General features: G+C 24.5%; 15 protein-coding genes. 12 read left to right on the top strand and 3 right to left on the bottom strand.

Annotated elements, in window-relative coordinates:
- Positions 1 to 83 precede the first annotated feature (83 nt).
- The 3 genes from NBW53_RS07435 (at position 84) to NBW53_RS07425 (ending at position 4,643) form a co-directional block, all read left to right on the top strand.
- The gene (locus tag NBW53_RS07435) at positions 84 to 698 is read left to right on the top strand and encodes a hypothetical protein (RefSeq protein ID WP_250277642.1); all 615 of its coding nucleotides are present in this window, start codon (positions 84 to 86) and stop codon (positions 696 to 698) included.
- Positions 699 to 716: 18 nt separating this feature from the next.
- Entirely contained in the window at positions 717 to 4,352 is a 3,636-nt protein-coding gene (gene addA / locus NBW53_RS07430) for a helicase-exonuclease AddAB subunit AddA (RefSeq protein ID WP_250277641.1), read from the top strand.
- Positions 4,353 to 4,472: 120 nt separating this feature from the next.
- A complete protein-coding gene (locus tag NBW53_RS07425; protein WP_250277640.1) occupies positions 4,473 to 4,643 on the top strand; it encodes a hypothetical protein in 171 nt (56 codons plus the stop codon).
- 59 nt (positions 4,644 to 4,702) lie between these two features.
- Here the strand turns inward: NBW53_RS07425 and NBW53_RS07420 are convergent, their stop codons facing one another.
- Together NBW53_RS07420 and NBW53_RS07415 are read right to left on the bottom strand one after the other, a co-directional pair.
- Positions 4,703 to 5,470, bottom strand: a complete 768-nt coding sequence (locus NBW53_RS07420; protein ID WP_250277639.1) for a type III pantothenate kinase — start codon at positions 5,468 to 5,470, stop codon at positions 4,703 to 4,705.
- 12 nt (positions 5,471 to 5,482) lie between these two features.
- On the bottom strand, positions 5,483 to 6,097 hold the full coding sequence (locus NBW53_RS07415) for an ECF transporter S component (protein ID WP_250277638.1): 615 nt from the start codon (positions 6,095 to 6,097) through the stop codon (positions 5,483 to 5,485).
- A gap of 181 nt (positions 6,098 to 6,278) precedes the next feature.
- Here NBW53_RS07415 and NBW53_RS07410 point away from each other — a divergent pair, with 181 nt between their 5' ends.
- Complete coding sequence (locus NBW53_RS07410) at positions 6,279 to 7,856, top strand: DEAD/DEAH box helicase (protein WP_250277637.1); 1,578 nt, start codon at positions 6,279 to 6,281, stop codon at positions 7,854 to 7,856.
- Positions 7,857 to 8,086: 230 nt separating this feature from the next.
- On the opposite strand, the gene NBW53_RS07405 is transcribed toward NBW53_RS07410, so the two are convergent.
- Positions 8,087 to 9,082 (bottom strand): LacI family DNA-binding transcriptional regulator, encoded by a 996-nt coding sequence (locus NBW53_RS07405; RefSeq protein WP_250277636.1) that lies wholly within the window; start codon positions 9,080 to 9,082, stop codon positions 8,087 to 8,089.
- A 294-nt stretch (positions 9,083 to 9,376) separates the two neighbouring features.
- Here NBW53_RS07405 and NBW53_RS07400 point away from each other — a divergent pair, with 294 nt between their 5' ends.
- The 8 genes from NBW53_RS07400 to NBW53_RS07365 all read left to right on the top strand — a co-directional run bounded on the left by NBW53_RS07400 (position 9,377) and on the right by NBW53_RS07365 (position 22,647).
- Positions 9,377 to 11,641 carry a glycogen/starch/alpha-glucan phosphorylase gene (locus tag NBW53_RS07400; protein ID WP_250277635.1) on the top strand — a complete coding sequence of 755 codons (2,265 nt, stop codon included), beginning with the start codon at positions 9,377 to 9,379 and terminating at the stop codon, positions 11,639 to 11,641.
- A 19-nt stretch (positions 11,642 to 11,660) separates the two neighbouring features.
- Positions 11,661 to 13,121, top strand: a complete 1,461-nt coding sequence (malQ, locus tag NBW53_RS07395) for a 4-alpha-glucanotransferase (RefSeq protein WP_250277634.1) — start codon at positions 11,661 to 11,663, stop codon at positions 13,119 to 13,121.
- A gap of 80 nt (positions 13,122 to 13,201) precedes the next feature.
- Positions 13,202 to 15,172: a type I pullulanase gene (gene pulA / locus NBW53_RS07390; RefSeq protein WP_250277633.1), complete on the top strand. Its 1,971-nt coding sequence runs from the start codon at positions 13,202 to 13,204 to the stop codon at positions 15,170 to 15,172.
- A 150-nt stretch (positions 15,173 to 15,322) separates the two neighbouring features.
- Positions 15,323 to 16,576: an extracellular solute-binding protein gene (locus tag NBW53_RS07385; protein ID WP_250277632.1), complete on the top strand. Its 1,254-nt coding sequence runs from the start codon at positions 15,323 to 15,325 to the stop codon at positions 16,574 to 16,576.
- Between the two features lie 88 nt (positions 16,577 to 16,664).
- Positions 16,665 to 18,020 carry a carbohydrate ABC transporter permease gene (locus NBW53_RS07380; RefSeq protein WP_250277631.1) on the top strand — a complete coding sequence of 452 codons (1,356 nt, stop codon included), beginning with the start codon at positions 16,665 to 16,667 and terminating at the stop codon, positions 18,018 to 18,020.
- Positions 18,021 to 18,037: 17 nt separating this feature from the next.
- Entirely contained in the window at positions 18,038 to 18,892 is an 855-nt protein-coding gene (locus NBW53_RS07375; protein WP_250277630.1) for a sugar ABC transporter permease, read from the top strand.
- Positions 18,893 to 18,962: 70 nt separating this feature from the next.
- Positions 18,963 to 20,714, top strand: coding sequence for a glycoside hydrolase family 13 protein (locus tag NBW53_RS07370; protein WP_250277629.1), 1,752 nt, complete (start codon positions 18,963 to 18,965; stop codon positions 20,712 to 20,714).
- Entirely contained in the window at positions 20,701 to 22,647 is a 1,947-nt protein-coding gene (locus tag NBW53_RS07365; RefSeq protein ID WP_250277628.1) for an amylo-alpha-1,6-glucosidase, read from the top strand. Before NBW53_RS07370 ends, NBW53_RS07365 begins: the two co-directional genes overlap by 14 nt.
- The last annotated feature ends 9 nt before the right edge of the window (positions 22,648 to 22,656 follow it).

Below are 22,656 nucleotides of genomic sequence, written 5' to 3'. Positions count from 1 at the left end.
TTTAGTTGTAAAAATATATTTAATATGTTAAAATTTTTACATTAAGAAAATATAAAGGAGGAGTTATTATAATACTAAAAACAATGCCAATATTTATTGCAGTTATTAGTTTTATTATAGTTAATAAAATATTGTTGAAAAAAAGAAGTAATGGATTTGATAAATCTGTAGATGAATTTATAGATAGAGAAAAAAAATCAAATATGGTTATTAAAGATTTTAATAAATTAAATATTAATTTTGTAACACCATCTAACAATTTACCTTTTAAGGATTATGAAAATATACTTATTTATAAAAAAGTTATAAAAAAACAAAATATAGTTAAAAGAAAAGTAAATTTAGAAATGATAAAAATACCTTCTAACCTTACTAATACAGAGCTTAAAGAAATGTATGGAATAAATAATTTTGATAAAGTGTCTAGATTAGAAGAACATTATAATTCTTATATAAGAGCATTGTTTGAATGGGGGATAGAGCTTTATAATATTGATGATATACAAGATTGTAAGCAAGTATTATTAGAAGCGTATAGACTTGAATCAAATATTAGTCAAGTATATATATTATTAGCAAAAATATATTTAAAAGAAAATGATAAAAATAGTTTGATAAAATTAAGAAATGGTATTGAAAATATAGAATTTTCTTTTAAAGATAAAATTTTACAAGAAATAGATGAATATATACAATAATTTATTAAAGGTGATAATATGGCATTTACAAAAAATCAATTACAAGCTATAAATGAACGAAACAAAAATATACTTGTTTCAGCTGCGGCAGGTTCGGGTAAAACAACTGTTTTAGCAGAAAGAATAATAAATAAAATTATAAATGATAGAGTAGATGTTGATAGGCTACTTGTTGTTACATTTACTAGAGATGCTGCAGAAGAAATGAAAGAACGTATTATAAAACGTATAAATATAGAGTTACAAAAAGATACTAATAATGAGTTTTTATCTGAACAATTAGTTAGAATAAATAAAGCACAAATATCTACGATAGATGCTTTTTGTTCAAAAGTTGTAAAAACGCATTTCAAGGTTGTTGATATAGACCCTAATTTTAGAATAGGCGATAAAGGTGAGATTGATATATTGACAGATGAGTCTTTACAAAATTTTTTGGATAAATATTATGAAGAAAATAATGATTCATTTATAAACCTTGTAAATTCTTTTACAAAAGGTGCTAATGATGAAAATTTTAAAAAAATATTTTTAAATATATATTTTAAGGCACAAAATTTACCATATCCTAAAAAATGGTTAGAAAATGCTTATAAACAATTTGAATTTACAACAGAAGAAGATTTTTTTTCGTCTAAAATATTTTTAAAGCTAATAGATTATGTAGAACAAATTTTAGATGAAATATTAATTATATGTGATAAAATAAAGTTTATATCAACAGGTATTTTAGACTTTGAAAATAATAGTAATAATAAAGATACTCTAGAGTGCTTTTTAACAAAAGAATTTTCTCATTTTTATAATATGAAAATGTATATACAAGATAAAAAGTACAAAGATTTTATAGATAATGTGTTTACTTTAAAATATGAAAGATGGAAACCTAGTTTTTTAAAAGAAACACCAGAATTAAAAGAAGAAATAAAGCAGCTAAGAGATATATACAAAAAATTTTTTAATGATGAAATAGTTAAAAACTTTTTTTCAAAATCTATATCAGATATAATGGAAGATATAAATGCTATTTATCCTATATTAAAAACATTATGTAATCTTATTATAGAATTTGATGATTATTTTATGGCAATAAAAAAAGAAAAAAATATATTTACATTTAGTGATATATCTCACTTTTGTTTAGATATACTTGTTAAAAATGATGAACCAACTAGTATTGCTAAGCAATATTTAGATTTATTTAAAGAAATTATTATAGATGAATATCAAGACAGTAATTCTATACAAGAAACGATTTTATCTTCTATAGCTTATAATAATAGATTTATGGTAGGAGATATAAAGCAGTGTATTTATAGATTCAGACAAGCAAATCCTAATATATTTAACAAAAAGTATATAGAATATTTTAATAATGAAAATGAAGGTAAAAGGGTAGATTTAAATGCTAATTTTAGAAGTAATACTTCAGTAATAGATAGTATTAATATAATATTTGAGAATATTATGTGTGATAAATTAGGAGAAGTATCTTATGATGAAAATGCAAAACTTTATAATGAAGCTAATTTTCCAAATGTAGAAGAAAATGTAAGTATATTAAATAAATGTTCATTAAATATCATAGATTGTAGTCAAGCAATGGAAGATATAGAAGATAGCAGTATAACAGAAATTGCTAATGACGAAATAGAAGCAACATTTATTTGTAAAAAGATAAATGAACTTTTTAATAATAATATAATGATATTTGATAAAGATATAAAAAAATATAGAAAAATAGAATACAAAGATATAGTAATATTAATGCGTAGTAAGTCTAATTTTGATATATTCTCTAATGTTTTATCCCAAAATAATATACCAGTATATACAGAAACATCTAATGGGTTTTATGATTTTACAGAGATAAAAACAATAATAAATATATTAAACATACTTGTTAATCCTTTACAAGATTATGCTTTAATTGGTACTATGTATTCTCCTATTTTTAACTTTTCATCAAATGAGTTATTGGAAATAAAATTATTTTCAGATGAAAAAATTTTCTATAATAATATACTTAAATTTATAAAAAATAGTGAAAATAATATTTTAAAAGATAAATGTACAAAATTTTTAGACAAGATAGATAAATGGCAAAATTTATCAAAAAGTTTATCTATCAATGAACTTTTATCTTACATATATGAAGATTCTAATTATTATAATTATCTTGCATTATTAGAAAATGGTAATATTAGACAAGCAAATTTATATAGCCTTTTAGAAAAAGCTATATCTTTTGAAGAAACAAACTTACACGGTTTGTTTAATTTTATAACATATATAAATAAATTTAAATTATTTAGTGATGATGGGAAGGCTTCTATTTTATCTAAAAATGAAAATGTTGTAAAAATTATGACAATCCATAAAAGTAAAGGGTTAGAATTTCCTGTTGTTTTTTTATCAAATTTATCAAAAGGGTTTAATACATCAGACTTAAAAGAGCCAATTTTATTTGATGAAGATTATATGTTTGGTATATCTATATTTACTGGTAATGATAAGTATGAACCAAGAAAGAAAGTTTCTAGCATACAAAAAAATATTATTGCATATAAAAATAAAGAAGAAAGCTATTCTGAAGAAATGCGTATTTTATATGTTGCTTTAACTAGAGCTAGAGAAAATTTAATTTTAACAGGGTGTATAAATAAAAAGTTTAAAGATACTTTAGAAAAAATGGAAAAATTAATTTTACCTAGTGTTAAGTATATTTTGCCTAGATATTTTATAAAAGAAGGTATATCTAACAATTATTTAGCGTGGGTTTATACAGCCATAAAAAACTTTGATATAAATAATATTTGGCAAGTTAATTTTATTACATATGAAGATATATTATCACATAAAATAAATGCTAAAAGACAAGATGAAATATCTAATAATAAATCTAAAATATTTTACGAATTAATAAATTTAGACAAAAACAAAAATTATACTGATAATAAAGATAATATCTACAAAAATTTATCGTGGCAATATAATAATAAATTAATGCAACAAATAAGCTCTACTTTATCCGTTTCTGAAATAAAAAGAATTTATCAAACAAAATTTTTAGATAATTTAAAAACATATGATAATACAAGCTTTAATTTACCTAAATTTTACACCATTTCTAAAGATAGTTTAACACCAATGGAGGTAGGGTCTATTTATCATAAAATTTTAGAAAATATAGATTTTTCTATAAAAAATGATATAGAATTAGACAAATTTTTAAATGATTTAATATTAAAAAATATAATTAGTATTAAAGAATTAGAATTTTTAGATAAAAATATAATATTATCGTTTTTAAATACTAATTTAGTTAAAAGAATTAATAAATCTAAATTAATAAAAAGGGAATCTGCTTTTACTTTAGGTGTTGATGTTAAAGAGATATATAAAAATGATGAATTTAAAAATATTGATAGTATTATTTTAGTTAGTGGTATGATAGATTTATATTTTGAAGAAGAAGACAGTTTAGTTTTAGTAGATTATAAAACAGATAAAACAAAAAATAAAAATATTCTTTTAAATAGATATAAATCCCAATTAGAATTATATAAAAAAGCTTTAGAACAATCTAGTGGTAAAACAGTTAAAGAATGTATAATTTATTCTATATTACATAATATTTCTATTACTATATAATGTTTATAAATAAAAAAATTGTCAATAATATTACTAATAATAATGAAACAAATATACTTATAATATAAAAATTTAAAGTTAAATTAAGTATAATTTATTATATTATTACGAGGTGATATTTTGAAAAGAAAAAATTTAAAAAATTGTCCTAGTTTTAAAGCTATTACATTTAGAGAGGCAATGCATAATAAACCTTTAACAGCTAATTGTTCTCATTGTATTTACTTTTCTTCTAAAAACTGTCATTTTGAAGCATCTAATGATATAGAACCAGATATAGATTTTATTTAACTAAAAAGGCTGATTTTAAATCAGCCTTAAATATTATATACTTTTTTTATATTTTAATATTAGTGTTTATTTTTTATATAAATATTGTAAAGACCTTTTAACAATAAGTCATCATCATATATAATTTCTTTTTTACAAAAAGGTATTATATGATTTGCTATGCCACCTGTTGCAACAACAGTAGATTTATATCCTAAATCTTCTTCTATACGTTCTATCATACCATCTATCATAGATGCACTACCTAAAACAATACCACTTTTCATACAATCTATTGTATTTGTACCTATAGTTTTTTTAGGTTCATCTAAACTAATATGAGGTAGTTGAGCAGTCATACCAGATAGAGCATTTAAAGATATTTTAACACCAGGTATTATACAACCTCCAATATAATTTTTGTTTTTATCTATAACAGATATAGTAGTTGCAGTGCCCATATCTATTATTATTAAAGGTGGTTTAAATTGATTTAAACAAGCAACACTATTTACAACTAAATCACTACCTAGTTGAGCAGGATTATCCATTAATATATTAAGCCCTGTTTTTATACCTGGACCTACTATTATAGGGTCTTTTTTTATTAAAATTTTTACAGCTTGTACTATTGCGTCTAAAACTGGTGGAACAACAGAAGATATAATACAATCGTCTATATTTTCTATATTTATATTATATATATCTAACATATTTTTTATTTGTATAGTATATTGGTCATAAGATAACTTTTTTTCAGTATATAGCCTTGCTATAAAATATATATTATTTTTATCTATACCACCAAGAACAATATTTGTATTGCCTATATCTATTGCTAATAACATTTTTATCTCCTTTTATTTTGATATTTTAAAAATAGCTTTACATATGCTTAAAACCAATATGGAAGATGCTATTGCTTCTAATGTAGCATTAACACCAACACTGGCCAATATAACGGGTATTAAATTGTCTAAAGAAGTATTTAATATTTCGGCATATTTTTCTGCAAAAAATATATAAATAAAACTTAAAACAAAAATAGTATTTACTAAAGAGCCAACTAAACCACTTATTATAAGAGATAAATTTAAATTTATTTTTTTTAATAGGTTAAAAATAAAATAAGGAACTATACCAACTAAAATTCGAGGTATAAAACATACAATAAGGCTAAATATATTACCACTTATAATAGGAGAAAAAAAGTAAGAGGTAATAGCTGGTTGTAGATGAGACATAATAAAGCTAGTTAGCCCAAATATAAACCCAAGAAAACTACCTTTTTTAGGACCTAAAACTATAGAACCTATAATTACAGGAATGTGTACGGTAACTATTTTAAAAGCTCCTAAAGGGATATAACCAAAAGGTGTCATTCCCAAAGTAAAAATTATAGCAGAAAATAATGATATTTTTACAATGTCTTTTGAAAAATTTTTTTTATCATTTTTAGATAAAGAATTATTCATATTAGTCCTCCTTGCTACTATTCTTATAAAAAGATACAGTGCTTTATTTCAAAAATATTATAACAACTAAATATAAGATTTGCAAGAAAAATTTAAAAATATAAAATAAAAACATTGTATTTTTTTTATATTAATGATATACTAAAAAAATATGTAAATTACTTTATGAAAGGACTTATTTATGACAAATTTAAAATTTGAAGAGTTACAACTATCTAACCAGCTAGTAAGAGCAGTTAAAGATATGGGGTTTGAAGAAGCTACACCTATACAGTCTAAGGCGATAACAAAAGTTTTAGAAGGTAAGGATATAATAGGACAATCTCAAACAGGTACAGGTAAAACAGCTGCTTTTGGTCTACCTTGTATAGATATGATAGATACAGAAAATAAAAAATTACAAGCGGTTATATTATCACCTACAAGAGAACTTGCAATACAAATATGTGAAGAATTTAGAAAATTTTTAAAATATAAAGATGATATAAAAGTTTTACCAGTATATGGTGGACAACCTATAGAAAGACAAATAGGAGCATTAAAAAAAGGTGTTCAAATAGTTGTTGGAACACCAGGACGTGTAATGGACCATATGAAAAGACGAACATTAAAAATGGAAACTGTAAAAATGGTCATATTAGATGAAGCAGATGAAATGTTAGATATGGGCTTTAGAGATGATATAGAAGCTATATTAGATAAAATACCAGAAGATAGACAAACAGTTTTATTTTCTGCAACTATAGCTAAAGAAATTATGGAGCTTACAGATAAATACCTTGTAAACCCTGAAATTATAAAAGTTGCAAGAAAAGAACTTACCGTTCCTAATATAGAACAAATATATTTTGAAATAAAAGAAAAAACAAAAGTAGAGGCTACTTCTAGGCTCATAGATATGCATTTTCCAGAGCTAGTAGTTATATTTTGTAATACTAAAAAAAGAGTTGATGAGCTTGTAGAGCATTTGCAAGGTAGAGGATATTTTGCAGAAGGTTTGCACGGAGATTTAAAGCAAATACAACGTGATATTGTAATGAAAAAATTTAGAAATCGTACAATAGAAATATTAGTGGCAACAGATGTTGCAGCACGTGGTATAGACGTAGATGATGTTGATATGGTTATAAACTATGATTTACCTCAAGATGAAGAATATTACGTACATAGAATAGGAAGAACAGGTAGAGCAGGGCGTTCTGGTAAAGCTTTTAGCTTTGTTGTCGGTAGAGAAATATATAAACTTAGAGATATTATGAAATATACTAAGGCAAAAATAAAATTAGGTAAATTACCATCATTAATGGATATAGAAGAGGCTAAAACTAATAATTTTATAGAAAAGATAAAAGGTGTTATAGAAGAAGGACGCCTTACTAAATATATAAATATTGTAGAAAATATTATAAATGAAGATATATCGGCTGTGGATATATCAGCGGCTTTATTAAAAATGAGCTTATATGATGAAAATACAGAAGATATAGATTTTGAAGATGATTTAGAAGACAATAATGAAAAATTAGTTAGATTATTTATAAATGTAGGTAAGAAAAAAAGAGTAAGAGCAAAAGACATAGTTGGTGCTATTGCTGGAGAATGTGGAATACCAGGAAAAGCTATCGGCGATATTGACATATATGACGAGTATACATTTTTAGATGTACCTAAAAAATATGTAAAAGATATTTTAAAAGGTATGAAAGGTAAAAAAATTAAAAAAGTTAGTGTAAAAGTTGAACGAGCTAAAAGTAGATAATATAAAACTAAAGGTTTTATCTTTAGTTTAAGGGTGTAGACTTTGTCTACACCCTTTTATCGTAATGATAAAGTTATTACGACAAGTTAATATATGAATAATGGATTAAAACTATCTTAAAACTTAGGCGTATAATAGGCAAGGTCTCGTCTTATGATTAAAATTTTTATATAAAATATAAAAATGAAAAAATTTAGCCTAAAATATTTTATATTCAGTCTTTTATATTACTATATTATTTTTTTAACAGAATTACGTTTTATAAGTTTTGGCCTTAAAGTAGTTTTATTTATACAAACATTACGCATAATACCTTCTAAAGAAATATAAGCACATTTACCAATTTCTAGTCTATTTTGTTTAATAGTTGTTATTTTAGGTGTAGACTTTTTACAAATATCTATATCATCAAATCCAATTATACTAATATCATTAGGTACATTTATTCCCATTTTTTCACAAACTTTTATAGCACCGTAGGCCATAAGGTCGCTACCACATAATATAGCGGTTGCGTTGTTTTTTATTATATTAGGTATATGATATTCGGCTGAGTCTATAGAATAATGACCAAAACAAATAAGGTTTTTATCAATATTTAAATTATGATTTTTCATAGCTTTTAAGAAAGCATCATATCGTTCAGATGAAACCATAGAATCTAAAAAGCCACTAAAAAAGCCTATTTTAGAATGTCCAATAGATACTAAATAGTCTATTAGTATATCAAAAGCTTCAAAATTATCTGTTCCTACGTAGCTAACATTAAAATTTTTAGGTATATAGTTATCTAACAAAACTGTTGGGGTAGTTGTTTTTGATAAATTTTGTAACCATAAATCATCTAATGCAAATCCAACAAAAAAAGCACCACTATATCCTTTAGCTAGCATATATTTATCATAGTTATTTTCTTCTTGAAAACTGTGATTAATTTCTTCTATATATACTTTCCAATTATCACGTATAGCACATTTTTTAAATCCTAAAATAATATCATATCCAAAATCATTTTTAGATTTATAATCCATATTAGTGATAAATATACAAAGTTTTTTTGAATTGCCATTAAGCATTTTTTTTGGCTTATAGCCCATTTCTATGGCAGTATCTAATATTAACTGAGTTAAATCATAGCTTATATCAGAGGCTCCGTTTAATCCTTTTGAAACAGTTCCAACAGATATATTTAGTTTTTTTGCAATATCTTTTATTTTTACAGGCATATAATCACCTCCTAAAATTAATTATAAATAAATCTATTATATTAATATATAGTATAAATCTATTATATTAATATATAGTATAAAACTATTTTAGTCAATTACAATATGAAAATTTAAATATTAAATTTATTTTATAAAAAATATAATAAATTAATAAAAAAATGCTATAAAATAAATAAAAAATAGTATAAATAACATAAAAATAATTTGATAATTAAAAATATATAGACAAAATATAATAAAAATAGTATAATTTAATAAATCGAAAATTTACGAAAAAAATGAGGTGTATATATGATTAAAGAAAAACTTCAAAATATTGTATTTAAAAGATATAATAAAGAAATATCTAATTGCACTAATGAAGAATTATACTATTCTATTTTAGAATTAGTAAAAAAAGAGGCTAAAGAAAGACCTATTATAAAAAATAATAAAAAAGTTTATTATGTATCTGCCGAATTTTTGATTGGTAAATTATTATCAAATAATTTAATAAATTTAGGTATATATGAAGAGATAAAAAAAATATTAAAAGAAAATAAAAAAAATCTTACAGATATAGAAGAAATAGAGCCAGAGCCATCTCTTGGCAATGGTGGACTTGGTAGACTTGCTTCTTGCTTTTTAGATTCTATTGCAAGCATAGGGCTTAGTGGTGATGGTATAGGTCTAAATTATCATTTTGGTTTATTTAAACAAAAATTTGAAGATAATCTTCAAAAAGAATATAAAAATGAATGGATAGAAAATGAAAGTTGGCTTGAAAAAACAGATACAACTTTTGATATAAACTTTGGAAATAAAAAAGTTGTATCTAGAATGTATGACATAGATATTATAGGGTATGATGAAGGGATAAATAAGCTACATTTATTTGATTTAGAAACTGTAGATGAAAGTATTGTTTTAGAGGGAATAAATTTTGATAAAGAAAATATAGAAAAAAATATTACGTTATTTTTATATCCAGATGATAGCGATGAAGCAGGACATTTATTAAGAATTTTCCAACAATACTTTATGGTTAGTAGTGGTGCACAATATATTTTAAAAGAGGAAAAGTTAAAAGGGCATAAGCTAGAAGAGTTATATAAAAACGTAACAATACAGATAAATGATACACACCCAACATTGATTATACCAGAGCTTATATATTTATTAATGCAAGAGGGTATAAGGTTAAAAGAAGCTATAAATATTGTGTCTAAAACTTGTGCTTATACAAATCATACAATTTTAGCAGAAGCTTTAGAAAAATGGCCAATTAAATATTTATATAAAGTTGTACCACATCTTATGCCAATTATAGAAAGTTTAAATATGATTGTATGTGAAAAATATGATGACCCTAAAGTTTATATTATAGATGAAGATGAAAGAGTTCGTATGGCACACATAGATATACATTTTGGATATAGTGTAAATGGTGTTGCAAAATTACATACAGATATATTAAAAAATTCAGAGCTTAATCATTTTTATAAAATTTATCCAGAAAAATTTAACAATAAAACTAATGGTATAACATTTAGAAGATGGTTGTTACACTGTAACAATGAGCTATCAGATTATATTACGTCTTTAATAGGTAATGAATATAAAAAAGATGCTACAAAGTTAGAAAAATTATTAGACTTTGTAGATGATACAAATGTTATAAATAAAATAGGTGAAATAAAAAATATTAAAAAGAAACAATTAAAAGAGTATATAAAATTAACACAAAATATAGATATAGATGAAAATTCTATATTTGATATACAAATAAAAAGATTACACGAATATAAAAGACAACAAATGAATGCTTTATATATTGTGTATAAATATTTAGAGATAAAAAAAGGTAATATACCAACTAAGCCTATAACTTTTATTTTTGGGGCTAAAGCAGCTCCTGCTTATATAATAGCAAAAGATATAATACATTTTATATTATGTATGCAAGAAATTATAGAAAAAGATGAAGAAGTATCTAAATATATTAAAATTGTATTTATAGAAAATTATAATGTGTCTAAAGCAGAAAAACTTATTCCTGGTTGTGATATATCAGAACAAATCTCTTTAGCTAGTAAAGAAGCTAGCGGAACTGGTAATATGAAATTTATGTTAAACGGAGCACTAACTTTAGGTACTTTGGATGGAGCAAATGTAGAAATATGTGAGCTTGTTGGTGAAGAAAATATTTATATATTTGGAGAAAAATCTGAAGCAGTTATAAACCACTATAAAAATAAGGATTATATCTCTAAAGATTATTATGAAAAAAGCCCAATAATAAAAGAAGTTGTAGATTTTATAATAAATGAAAAAGTTTTATCTGTTGGTAGAAAAGAAAATTTAGAAAGATTATATAATGAAATATTAAACAAAGATTGGTTTATGACTTTATTAGATATAGAAGATTATATAAAAACAAAAGATAAAGCATTAGAAGATTATAATAATAGAGAAAAATGGTTAAAATCTTCGTTAATAAACATAGCAAAAGCAGGATTTTTCTCATCAGATAGAACAATAGAAGAGTATAACAAAGATATTTGGAAATTAAAATAGTATTATAATGGAGGATTATATGGATAGAAAAGCAGGAGTATTAATGCCTATATTTTCTTTACCAAGCAAACAATATGTAGGAGATTTTGGTAAAGAGGCTTACAAGTTTGTAGATATAATTAAAAAAGCTAAATTTAAAGTATGGCAAATATTACCACTAAACCCTATTGGATATGGAAATTCACCTTATCAACCTTATTCATCTTATGCAGGTGAAGAAATATATATATCTATTGAAAAGCTAAAAGAAATGCAACTTGTTGAAAATATAGAGCGTATTGATTATAAAGAAGAAAAAGTTGATTATGAAAAAGCAAGAATATTTAAACAAAAATATTTTAAAGAAGCATTTTCTACTATGAATGAAAAAGGAATTTTTAAAGATGAATTTTTAAAATTTAAAGAAGAAAATAAATGGGCTAAAACTTATGCAACATTTATTACATTAAAGAAAAATAATAATTTAAAATGTTGGATAGAATGGAATGAACAAGATAAAAAATGGATAGATACAAAAGAAGAATTAAATAACTTAAAAGATAGTATAGAGTATGAAAATTTTGTTCAATTTTTATTTTATAAACAGTGGTTTGAGCTTAAAAAATATGCAAATGATAATGGAATAGAAATATTAGGTGATATACCTATATATGTAGGGATAGACTCTGTTGATGTTTGGGAAAATAAAGAAAACTTTTTATTAGATGAAAAGGGCAATCCAACGTTTATAGCAGGTGTACCACCAGATTATTTTAGTAAAACAGGGCAAAGATGGGGTAACCCTATCTATAATTGGGATTATTTAGAAAAAGATGGATTTAAATTTTGGATAGATAGACTAAATTGGAATAAAAAAATATATGACATTATAAGAATAGACCATTTTAGAGCATTTGATACTTATTGGAAAATACCGTCTAGTTGTGAAACGGCTATAGAAGGTGAATGGGTAGAGGCTCCAGGTTATGCTTTGTTTGATAAAATATTTGAAACTATGCCAGATATAAAAATAGTTGTAGAAGATTTAGGAGAATTAAGACCACAAGTATTAGAACTTAGAGATTATTATAAATTAAGTGGTATGAAAATATTACAATTTGAACTAAATCCAAAAGAAACTAACAATGATTTTAAAGAAACAGAAAAAACTATTTTATATACTGGTACTCACGATAATCAAACTCTAAAAGGCGCATATAATAGCTTTGATAAAGAAGACCAAGAAAATATTAAAAAAATGTTTGATACATATGACGGAGATAATATTATAGATAAAATGATTTATAGATGTTTAGATAGTGTATCAAATCTTGTTGTAATACCTATCCAAGATATATTAAATTTAGATGATGAAGCAAGAATTAACACTCCATCAACTATAGGTAGCCCTAATTGGCAATGGAAGTTAAATAATTATGATTTATTAAATAATAAAATAGAAAAATATAATAATTGGATATTAAAAACTAATAGATATTAATCTTTTTAAGAGAGTGTATTTTAATGTATACTCTCTTTTAAAAAATTGAATATTTATATGTATAATAAAAGGTGATTAATATGAAAATAAACGAAAAAAAATCTTCACTAGAATGGAAAGAAATTTTTACATCTAAAGAGTTTGAAGAGCAGTATACATATTTAGAAAATGATTTAGGATATCAATACAGTGGTGAAAAAACTATATTTAAAATATGGGCACCTACTGCACAAAATATAATATTAAATTTATATACTAAAGGTAGTAAAGAGGAAAAAGAAGATAAAAAGATTAATAGCTACAATATGAGCCAAAAAGAAAAAGGTGTGTGGAGCATAACTATAAATGAAGATTTAAAAGATTTATATTATACATACACTATAACGGCTAATGGAGAAACAAATGAAACAAATGATATAAATGCTAAAGCTTGTGGTGTTAATGGCATAAGAAGTATGATTATAGATTTAGAAGATACTAACCCTAAAGGTTGGGAAAATGATAAAAGGCCTAACATACCAATAGAAGAAAGAGTTATTTATGAATTACATATTAAAGACTTTTCTTATAATGAGAATTCTTGTATAGATGAAAAATATAGAGGTAAATATTTAGCTTTTACACAAAAGGGAACAAATTTATATGGAGATAAAAATTATCCAACAGGAATAGATTATATAAAAAGTTTAGGTGTAACATATGTACATTTATTACCTTTTTATGATTTTGGGTCTATTGATGAAACAAGTAAAGAAGATTGTTTTAATTGGGGTTATGACCCAATAAATTATAATGTACCTGAAGGTAGTTATTCTACAAATCCATATGATGGAAAAGTTAGAATAAAAGAAACAAAAGAAATGATAAAAGCACTACATAGTGAAGGTATAGGCGTAATTATGGACGTTGTATACAACCATACATATAGTTTAGATAGTAATTTTAATAAAACAGTTCCTTATTATTATTACAGAATAAATGAAAAAGGTGAGTGTTCCAACGGGTCTGATTGTGGAAATGAAACAGCAAGTGATAATATTATGTATAGAAAGTATATGATAGATTCTATTTTATATTGGGCTAAAGAATATCATATAGACGGGTTTAGGTTTGACTTAATGGGAATACACGATACACAAACTATGAATGAAATAAGAAAAGCCTTGGATAATGAATTTGGTAAAGGCAAAATTTTGATTTATGGGGAGCCTTGGTCAGCTGGAGAGCTTGCAATAAAAGAAGCATATAAAGCAGCTAATAAAGAAAATATAAATTTATTGGATAATAATATAAGTGCATTTTGTGATATTATCAGAGATTTAATAAAAGGTGATGTTTTTGTAGAAAAAAATTGTGGATATGTAAATGGAGATAAAGATTCATTTTTTAATCTTAAAAATTATTTTTATAAAGTATGGAATAATGAAAAAATAGAAAATTTTACTGCTAATTTACCCAAACAGTTTATAAATTATATTTCTGCACACGATAATTTAACTCTTTGGGATAAATTAGTTATAACTAATAATAAAGAACCAAATTTTAAACTATATGATGAAGAATTAGTTAGACAAAATAAATTGGCAATAGGTATAGTGTTTACAACTTGTGGTATACCGTTTTTTCAAGCAGGAGAAGAGTTTGCAAGAACAAAAGAAGGTGATGAAAATAGCTATAAATCTTCAACTAAAATAAATGCTTTAGATTGGGAAAGAACAAAAAAATTTGAGGATTTAGTAAACTATTATAAAGAGCTTATAAAATTAAGAAAAACTTTACCTGTTTTATGTAATGCAGATAATAATTATGTAGATAAAATAGAATTTGAAGAAGATGATAATACAATAATATTTTATTTAACTAAAACAGAAAATTGTAAACAAGAATATGATAAATTATGTATTGTATATAATAGGGAAAATAATAAAGAAGTTATTTTAAAAGATAGTAACTGGGAAATTTTATTTAATAATCAAAATTGTAGTATTATTAAAAATAAGTTGAATATAGCTAATAAAAATATATGCATTTTAGCTGAAAAAATAATATAAAAATAATAAAAAAATAAACAAAATTTATATTAAAAAAATATATAAATTGCCTAAAATTTAAAAATTTAATAAAATATATAGACAAAATATATTTTGTTAGTGTATAATTACTCATATATCGAAAATTTACGAAAAAATGGAGGGATGTATATGAAAAAGAAAATATTATCTACATTACTTACAGTAGCAGTAGCACTTACAACATTAACAGGTTGTGGTGGTGATAAATCTAGTGAAACTTCTTCACAAGGTGATATAAAACAAGTTGATTTAAAAATATGGACGGCAGAAAATCAAGTTTCTAGTGGCACTATGGATTCTATGACAAAGTCTTTTCAAGATTTACATCCAGAATGGAAAATAAATTATACTGTTGAAATAGTAGGAGAAGATGTTGCAAAAGATGAAATATTAAAAGATGTAGAAATGGCTGGAGATGTATTTTTCTTTGCAAGCGACCAGCTACCAGACTTAGTTAATGCAGGAGCTATTGCAAAGCTAGGAGGCTCTGTTGAAGAAATGGTTAAAGCAGATATGTCGCCACAAGTTGTAGACACAGCAACTTATGAAGACCATCTTTATGCAATACCTTTTACACACAATACATTTTTTATGTATTATGACAAAAGCTTATTATCTGAAGAAAATATAAAATCTGTTGAAGATATATTAGCAGTTTCAACACCAGAAAATGTGTATAATTTCTGTTTTGACAATGCAGGAGGTTGGAAACTTGGTGCTTGGTATTATGGAGCAGGGCTTTCTATATACGGAGAAAATGGTACAGAATTTGAAAAAGGGTGTGATTGGAACACACCAACAGGTATAGCAGTTACAAATTATATAATAGATTTATTAAATAATCCTAAAGTTGCTTATGCAGACGATATATCTGTAACAGAGCTTATAGAGACACATAGACTAGGTGCTTGGTTTGATGGAGCTTGGAACTATAATGTTTATAAAGAAGCATTGGGAGATGATTTAGGTGTTGCAATATTACCTACATTTAATCCAGATGGAAATGATTATCAATTAAAAAGTTTTTATAGCTCAAAATTAATAGGTGTTAATTCTAAAACTAAAAATCCAGAGGTTGCAGTAGAATTTGCTAAATATTTAGGTAGTGAAGAAATGCAAATACAAAGATTTAAAGAGACAGCTCAAGCACCTACAAACTTAAAAGCATCTGAAATAGAGGAGGTTAAAAATGATATCGTTTCTAACGTACTTATACAAGAGTCTGAGGCTGCATCTGTTATACAACCTACATCAATAGAATTTAGTAAAAGATATTGGGTAAATGCAGGAGCTATTGCAACAGAGATAAGAGGTAAAACATTAACAAAAGATAATGTGCAAGAAAAAATGGATACTTTTGTTAAAGCTATGGAAGTAAAATAAACTATATATTAATATGTTGGTGGGACATTTCTTTTATTAAATGTCCCATTTGTATATAAATATATAAAATTTAGAAAGGAGTATCAATATGTATAATGATATATCTTTAAAAGAGGCTTTAAAAAAATCTAATATAAATACTAAACTTTCTATGATAATATTTGGATTTGGTAATATACGTAATGGACAAATAATTAAAGGATTAATATATTTAATATTAGAAGTTTTATATATAATATATATGGTATCTTTTGGCTTTACATCTATTATAAATTTAAAAACATTAGGAACTAAAACTCAACAAGAAGTTTTTAATGAAGCAAAACAAATATATGAGTATGTATCTGGAGATAATTCTATGTTATTTTTGCTATATGGCATAATAACAATATTTATAACGTTAGGGTTTATATGTATTTTAATTAAGTCTATAAAAAGTGCTTATAATGTACAATTAAGAAAAGAAATGGGTAAAGGTATACCTAAATTTTTAGATGATTTAAAAAGCTTAAAAGAAGAACGATTACATATAATGTTATTATCTTTACCTGTTTTAGGCGTTATATTATTTACAATAATACCAATAGTATTTATGATTTGTATAGCTTTTACAAATTATGACCATAAACATCAACCACCAGGAAATTTATTTACTTGGGTTGGGCTTGAAAATTTTAAAAGTATGTTTACTTTAGGTGGAGAACTTTCAAAAACATTTTTTCCAGTTTTAGCTTGGACTATAACTTGGGCAATAGTTGCTACTTTTTCTTGTTATATTTTAGGTATGTTGCTTGCTATATTAATAAATAGAAAACAAACAAAATTTAAAAGTTTTTGGAGATTTATATTTTCTTTATCTGTTGCAGTGCCTTCATTTGTTACGCTTCTTACAATGAAAACAGTTTTTAATACAAATGGACCAATGAATGTATTATTAAGACATTTAGGGATAATAGCACAAACAGAAGCTATACCATTTTTTACAGACCCTACATTAGCTAAAATAACAATAATATTAGTAAATATATGGATAGGTGTTCCATTTACTATGCTTACAACAACAGGTATTTTACAAAACATACCTCAAGAATTATTTGAAGCTGCTAAAGTTGATGGAGCTAAACCTTCTACAATATTTAGAAAAATAACTCTACCTTATATGTTATTTGTTACAACACCGTATTTGATAACAGCATTTGCTGGTAATATTAATAATTTTAATGTAATATTTTTATTATCAGGTGGTGGACCAGATTCATTAGAATATTATTATGCAGGAAAAACAGATTTACTTGTTACTTGGTTATATAAATTAACTATTACACAAAAAGATTACAATTTAGGCTCTGTAATAGGTATTTTGGTATTTGTAATATTGGCTACACTTTCATTAGTTACATATAGAAGAACAAATGCTTATAAAAATGAAAGTTCATTCCAATAAAAAGAGGTGACTAAAATATGAAATTAAAAAAATTTTTAAAAGAAACAATAGTACACGGATTTTTAGCAATATTAGGGTTTATATGGATTTTACCTATATTTTTTGTAATATTAACTTCATTTAGGGCAGAAAAAGGGTCTTATAAAAGTTATATTTTTCCTAAAGAATATACATTAGATAATTATATAAATTTATTTACAAAGTCTTCAAGCGGTATAGATTATCCAAGATGGTTTTTTAATACGCTTATTGTTGCAATAGCAAGTTGTATATTATCAACATTATTTGTGTTGTTTGTTTCTTATGTTATGTCTAGGTTAAGGTTTAAAATGAGAAAAGCTTTAATGAATATAGCGTTAATTTTAGGTATGTTTCCAGGGTTTATGTCTATGATAGCTATTTACTATATATTAAAAGGATTAGGATTTTTAGAAACAGGACAATTAAAGTTAATAGCACTTATTATGGTTTATTCTGGAGGTTCGGGGTTAGGTTTTTACATAGCTAAAGGATTTTTTGACACAATACCTATAAGTGTAGACGAGGCAGCTTATATAGATGGTGCTACTAAATGGGACGTATTTAAAAATATAACTATACCATTGTCAAAACCAATAATAGTTTATACATTGTTAACAGCTTTTATGGCGCCTTGGGTTGATTATATATTTGCTAAAGTTATTTTAGGGACAGATAGAGAATATTATACAATTGCTATTGGGCTATGGACAATGTTAGAAAGAGAATTTATAGAAACATATTATACACAGTTTTATGCAGGTTGTGTAATAATATCAATACCAATTGCTATATTATTTTTAATGACACAAAAATATTATGCAGAGGGTATTTCTGGAGCAGTAAAAGGTTAAAAATTTTATAGTGGTTTTAAACTTTTAGTTTATAACTACTATTTTTATATAAAAATATGAGGTGAATTTAATGAATTTTGGGGCAATAATACATAGAACATCAGATAGTTTTTGTTATCCTTTAGATAATGATACTATACAAATAAATTTAAAAACAGGATATGATATAGAAAAAGTTAATATTATATATGGAGACCCATTTACAGCAGGTATTTTAGGTGGAAATGAGAAATGGACTGGAGAAAAATTAGAAATAACAGAAAAAATAGAGTTAGATTATCACATACTTTGGAAGATAAAATTAAAACCAGAATATAAAAGGCTTAAATATTATTTTGAGATATTTTCTAAAAATGAAAAAGTTTACTTTTATGAAGACGGATTTTTTTATGATAATGAATTAAGTAATGGACAATGTTTTATTAAACCGTGGTTAAATCCTATTGATGTAAAAAACACACCAAAATGGGTAAATGATACTATATGGTATCAAATTTTTCCAGATAGATTTTGTAATGGTGATGAAAGCATAAATCCTATTAATACAAAACAATGGGGAAGTGAAAAACCTAAAAATGAAGATATATATGGTGGAGATTTAAGAGGAATAATAGAAAAATTAGATTATTTGGAAGACTTAGGAATAAACGGTATATATCTTACGCCTATATTTAAGGCAGAATCTGTTCATAAATATGATACAATAGATTATTATGAAATAGATGAAGCCTTTGGAGATAAAGATACATTTAGAGAACTTGTTAAAAAGGCTCATAGCAAAGGAATAAAAATAATGTTAGACGGTGTTTTTAACCATTGTGGTAAAAATTTTCCACTATGGCAAGATGTATTAAAAAATGGACCTAAATCTAAATATTATAATTGGTTTATGGTTAATAAATGGCCAATAGATGAAACAAAAAAAGGCACAGAAGATAAAAGTTTTTATTCTTTTGCATTTACCTCAAATATGCCAAAACTAAATACTAATAATATTGAAGTTGTAAACTATATTTTAGATATTTGCGAATATTGGGTTAAAGAGTTTGATATAGACGGTTGGAGATTAGATGTTGCTAATGAAATATCCCATTATTTGTGTAAAGAGATTAGAAGAAGATTAAAAAATATAAAGCCAGAAATATACATATTAGGAGAAATATGGCATGATGCAATAGATTGGCTTAGAGGAGATGAGTTTGATTCTGTAATGAACTATCCTTTACAAAGTGCTATAACATCTTTTTGGAACAATAAACAAATGACAAATATAGATTTTATACATAAAGTAAATAAATGTTATGAAACATATATGGAACAAACTAATAATGTTTTATTTAACCTTTTAGATTCTCACGATACAGATAGATTAATACATAGAACGAAAGATGAAAACATTTTTTTACAACAATTAACTATATTGTTTACTTTAGTTGGTAGCCCTTGTATATTTTATGGTACTGAAATAGCATTAGAAGGAGCACACGACCCAGATTGTAGAGCTTGTATGCCGTGGGATAAAATAGAAAATGGTGTTTATAATTTACAAATAGAAAAAATAAAAAAATTAATAAACCTTAGAAAAAGTATAAAAGCTTTTAGAAATAATAATATAGAGTTTTTTAATGATAGTAAAAATCCTAGAGTTATAAAATATTGTAAAAAAGATGAAAGTGGTAGTATTATAGTTACAATAAATGCTAGTGATAGCAATATTAATGTATTATATAGAAATGAAATTTTTTCTAATTTATTAGATGGTAATATATTAAAGCCTAATGGAATTTTAATAGAAAGGGTAGAAAATAATGATAAAATTTAGCTATGGCAAAAATAATTTTAAAAATAAAGAAATAGCACAAGAAAATTGTTATTTACTTACAAATGGTTTAGGTGGATATAGCACATTATCTATTATTAATTCTATTATAAGAAATGATAATGGAGTATTTGTTGTAGCAACAACAGCACCTAATATTAGATATGTTCTTATTAGTAAATTAGAAGAAGTAGTTATTATAAATAATAAAAAGTATGAATTAACTTCACAACAATATGTGCAATATACAAAAGATAAAGACGGAGAAAAATATTTAGTTAATTTTAGCCAAGAATATTTACCAAAATGGCATTATATAGTAGATGGTGTAGAGATAATAAAGGAAATAGTATTAGTTTATGTAGAAAATACTTTAGGTGTAAAATATGAAATTATAAATCACCTTAATAAAAATGTTAGTATAGAGGTTGTACCAACACTACAATTTTGTATAAAAGGAAATATAATGGACTATAACCAAATGTTTAAAATAACAAAAAATAAAATTAGTGCTAACAATATAGATATGAATGTTATATGTAACAATTGGGACGTAGAAATTTTTCAAAATATACAATATGAAAATGATATATATTACCCATATGATGCTAAAGACGGAAGGGAAGCCGTAGGAAGAATTGCAAAAGGTATAAAATATACATATAATTTTATTGACAAAAATAAAGCATATTTACAATTTAGTTTAGAAAATGAACAAAAAGATACAGAAATAATTTTTGAAAATGAAATAAAAAGGCAAAAAGATTTAATAGAAAAAGCAGGAATAAAAAGTGAAATAGGTAAAGTTTTAGTTAGATCAACAGACCAATTTATATGTAAAAGAGAATCTACAAATAGCTTAACTATAATAGCAGGTTATCCATTTTTTGCAGATTGGGGCAGAGATACAATGTATGCAATAGAAGGTTGTTGTATAGCTACTAAAAGATATGATGATGCAAAAAATATTTTTAGAACATTTATAAAATACTTAAAAAATGGTATTATGCCTAATCTTTTTCCAGAAGGTGAAAATAAACCATTATATAATACGGTAGATGCTTCTTTATTATTTATCCAAAGTGTGTATAGTTATTATAAAGCTACAAAAGATTTAGATTTTATAAATGAAGTGTATGACCCAATAGTTTCTATTTTAGAAAATTATATAAAAGGTACAGATTATGATATAAAAATGGATACAGATTATCTAATAAAAGCGGGAAGTGGACTTAATCAACTAACGTGGATGGACGTTAGGTTTGAAGAAGAGCTACCAACGCCACGCCACGGAAAACCAGTAGAGATAAATGCATACTGGTATAGCTCATTAAAAATAGTTAATGAATTTGGAAAATTATTAAACAAAGATACTAAAAAATATGAAAATTTATCTAAAAAAGTTAAAAAGTCTTTTAATGAAAAATTTTGGAATGAAAAAGAAAAATGTTTAAAAGATGTAGTGTCTGGTAATGAATACGACTATCAAATAAGGTGTAATCAAATTTGGGCTATATCTTGTGAATTTTCTCCAATAGATAAAGAAAAAGCTAAATTAGTTGTAAATAAAGTATTTGATAAATTGTATACACCTTATGGTCTTAGAAGTCTTTCTTTAGAAGATAGTCAATTTGTAGCAGAATATGGTGGAAAACATTATAAAAGAGATATGTCTTATCATCAAGGCACGGTATGGACATTTCCTTTAGGTTCGTATTTTAGAGCATATTTGAAAGTAAATGATTATAGTGATGAGGCAAAAGTTATAGTTAAAAATCAGTTATCATTTTTTGAAGATGCATTAAGAGAAGGCTGTGTAGGACAGATAGCAGAAATATATGATGGGCTTATACCTAATGAAAGTAGAGGATGTTTTGCTCAAGCGTGGAGTGTATCAGAAATATTAAAAATATATGAAGAATTAGATAATAAGTAAGGTGATTTT

The sequence above is a fragment of the [Clostridium] colinum genome (assembly GCF_940677205.1).
Taxonomy (GTDB): domain Bacteria; phylum Bacillota; class Clostridia; order Lachnospirales; family CAG-274; genus Tyzzerella; species Tyzzerella colina.
Note: the sequence above shows the minus strand (reverse complement) of the source record. Positions and strands in the feature narration are given on the sequence as shown.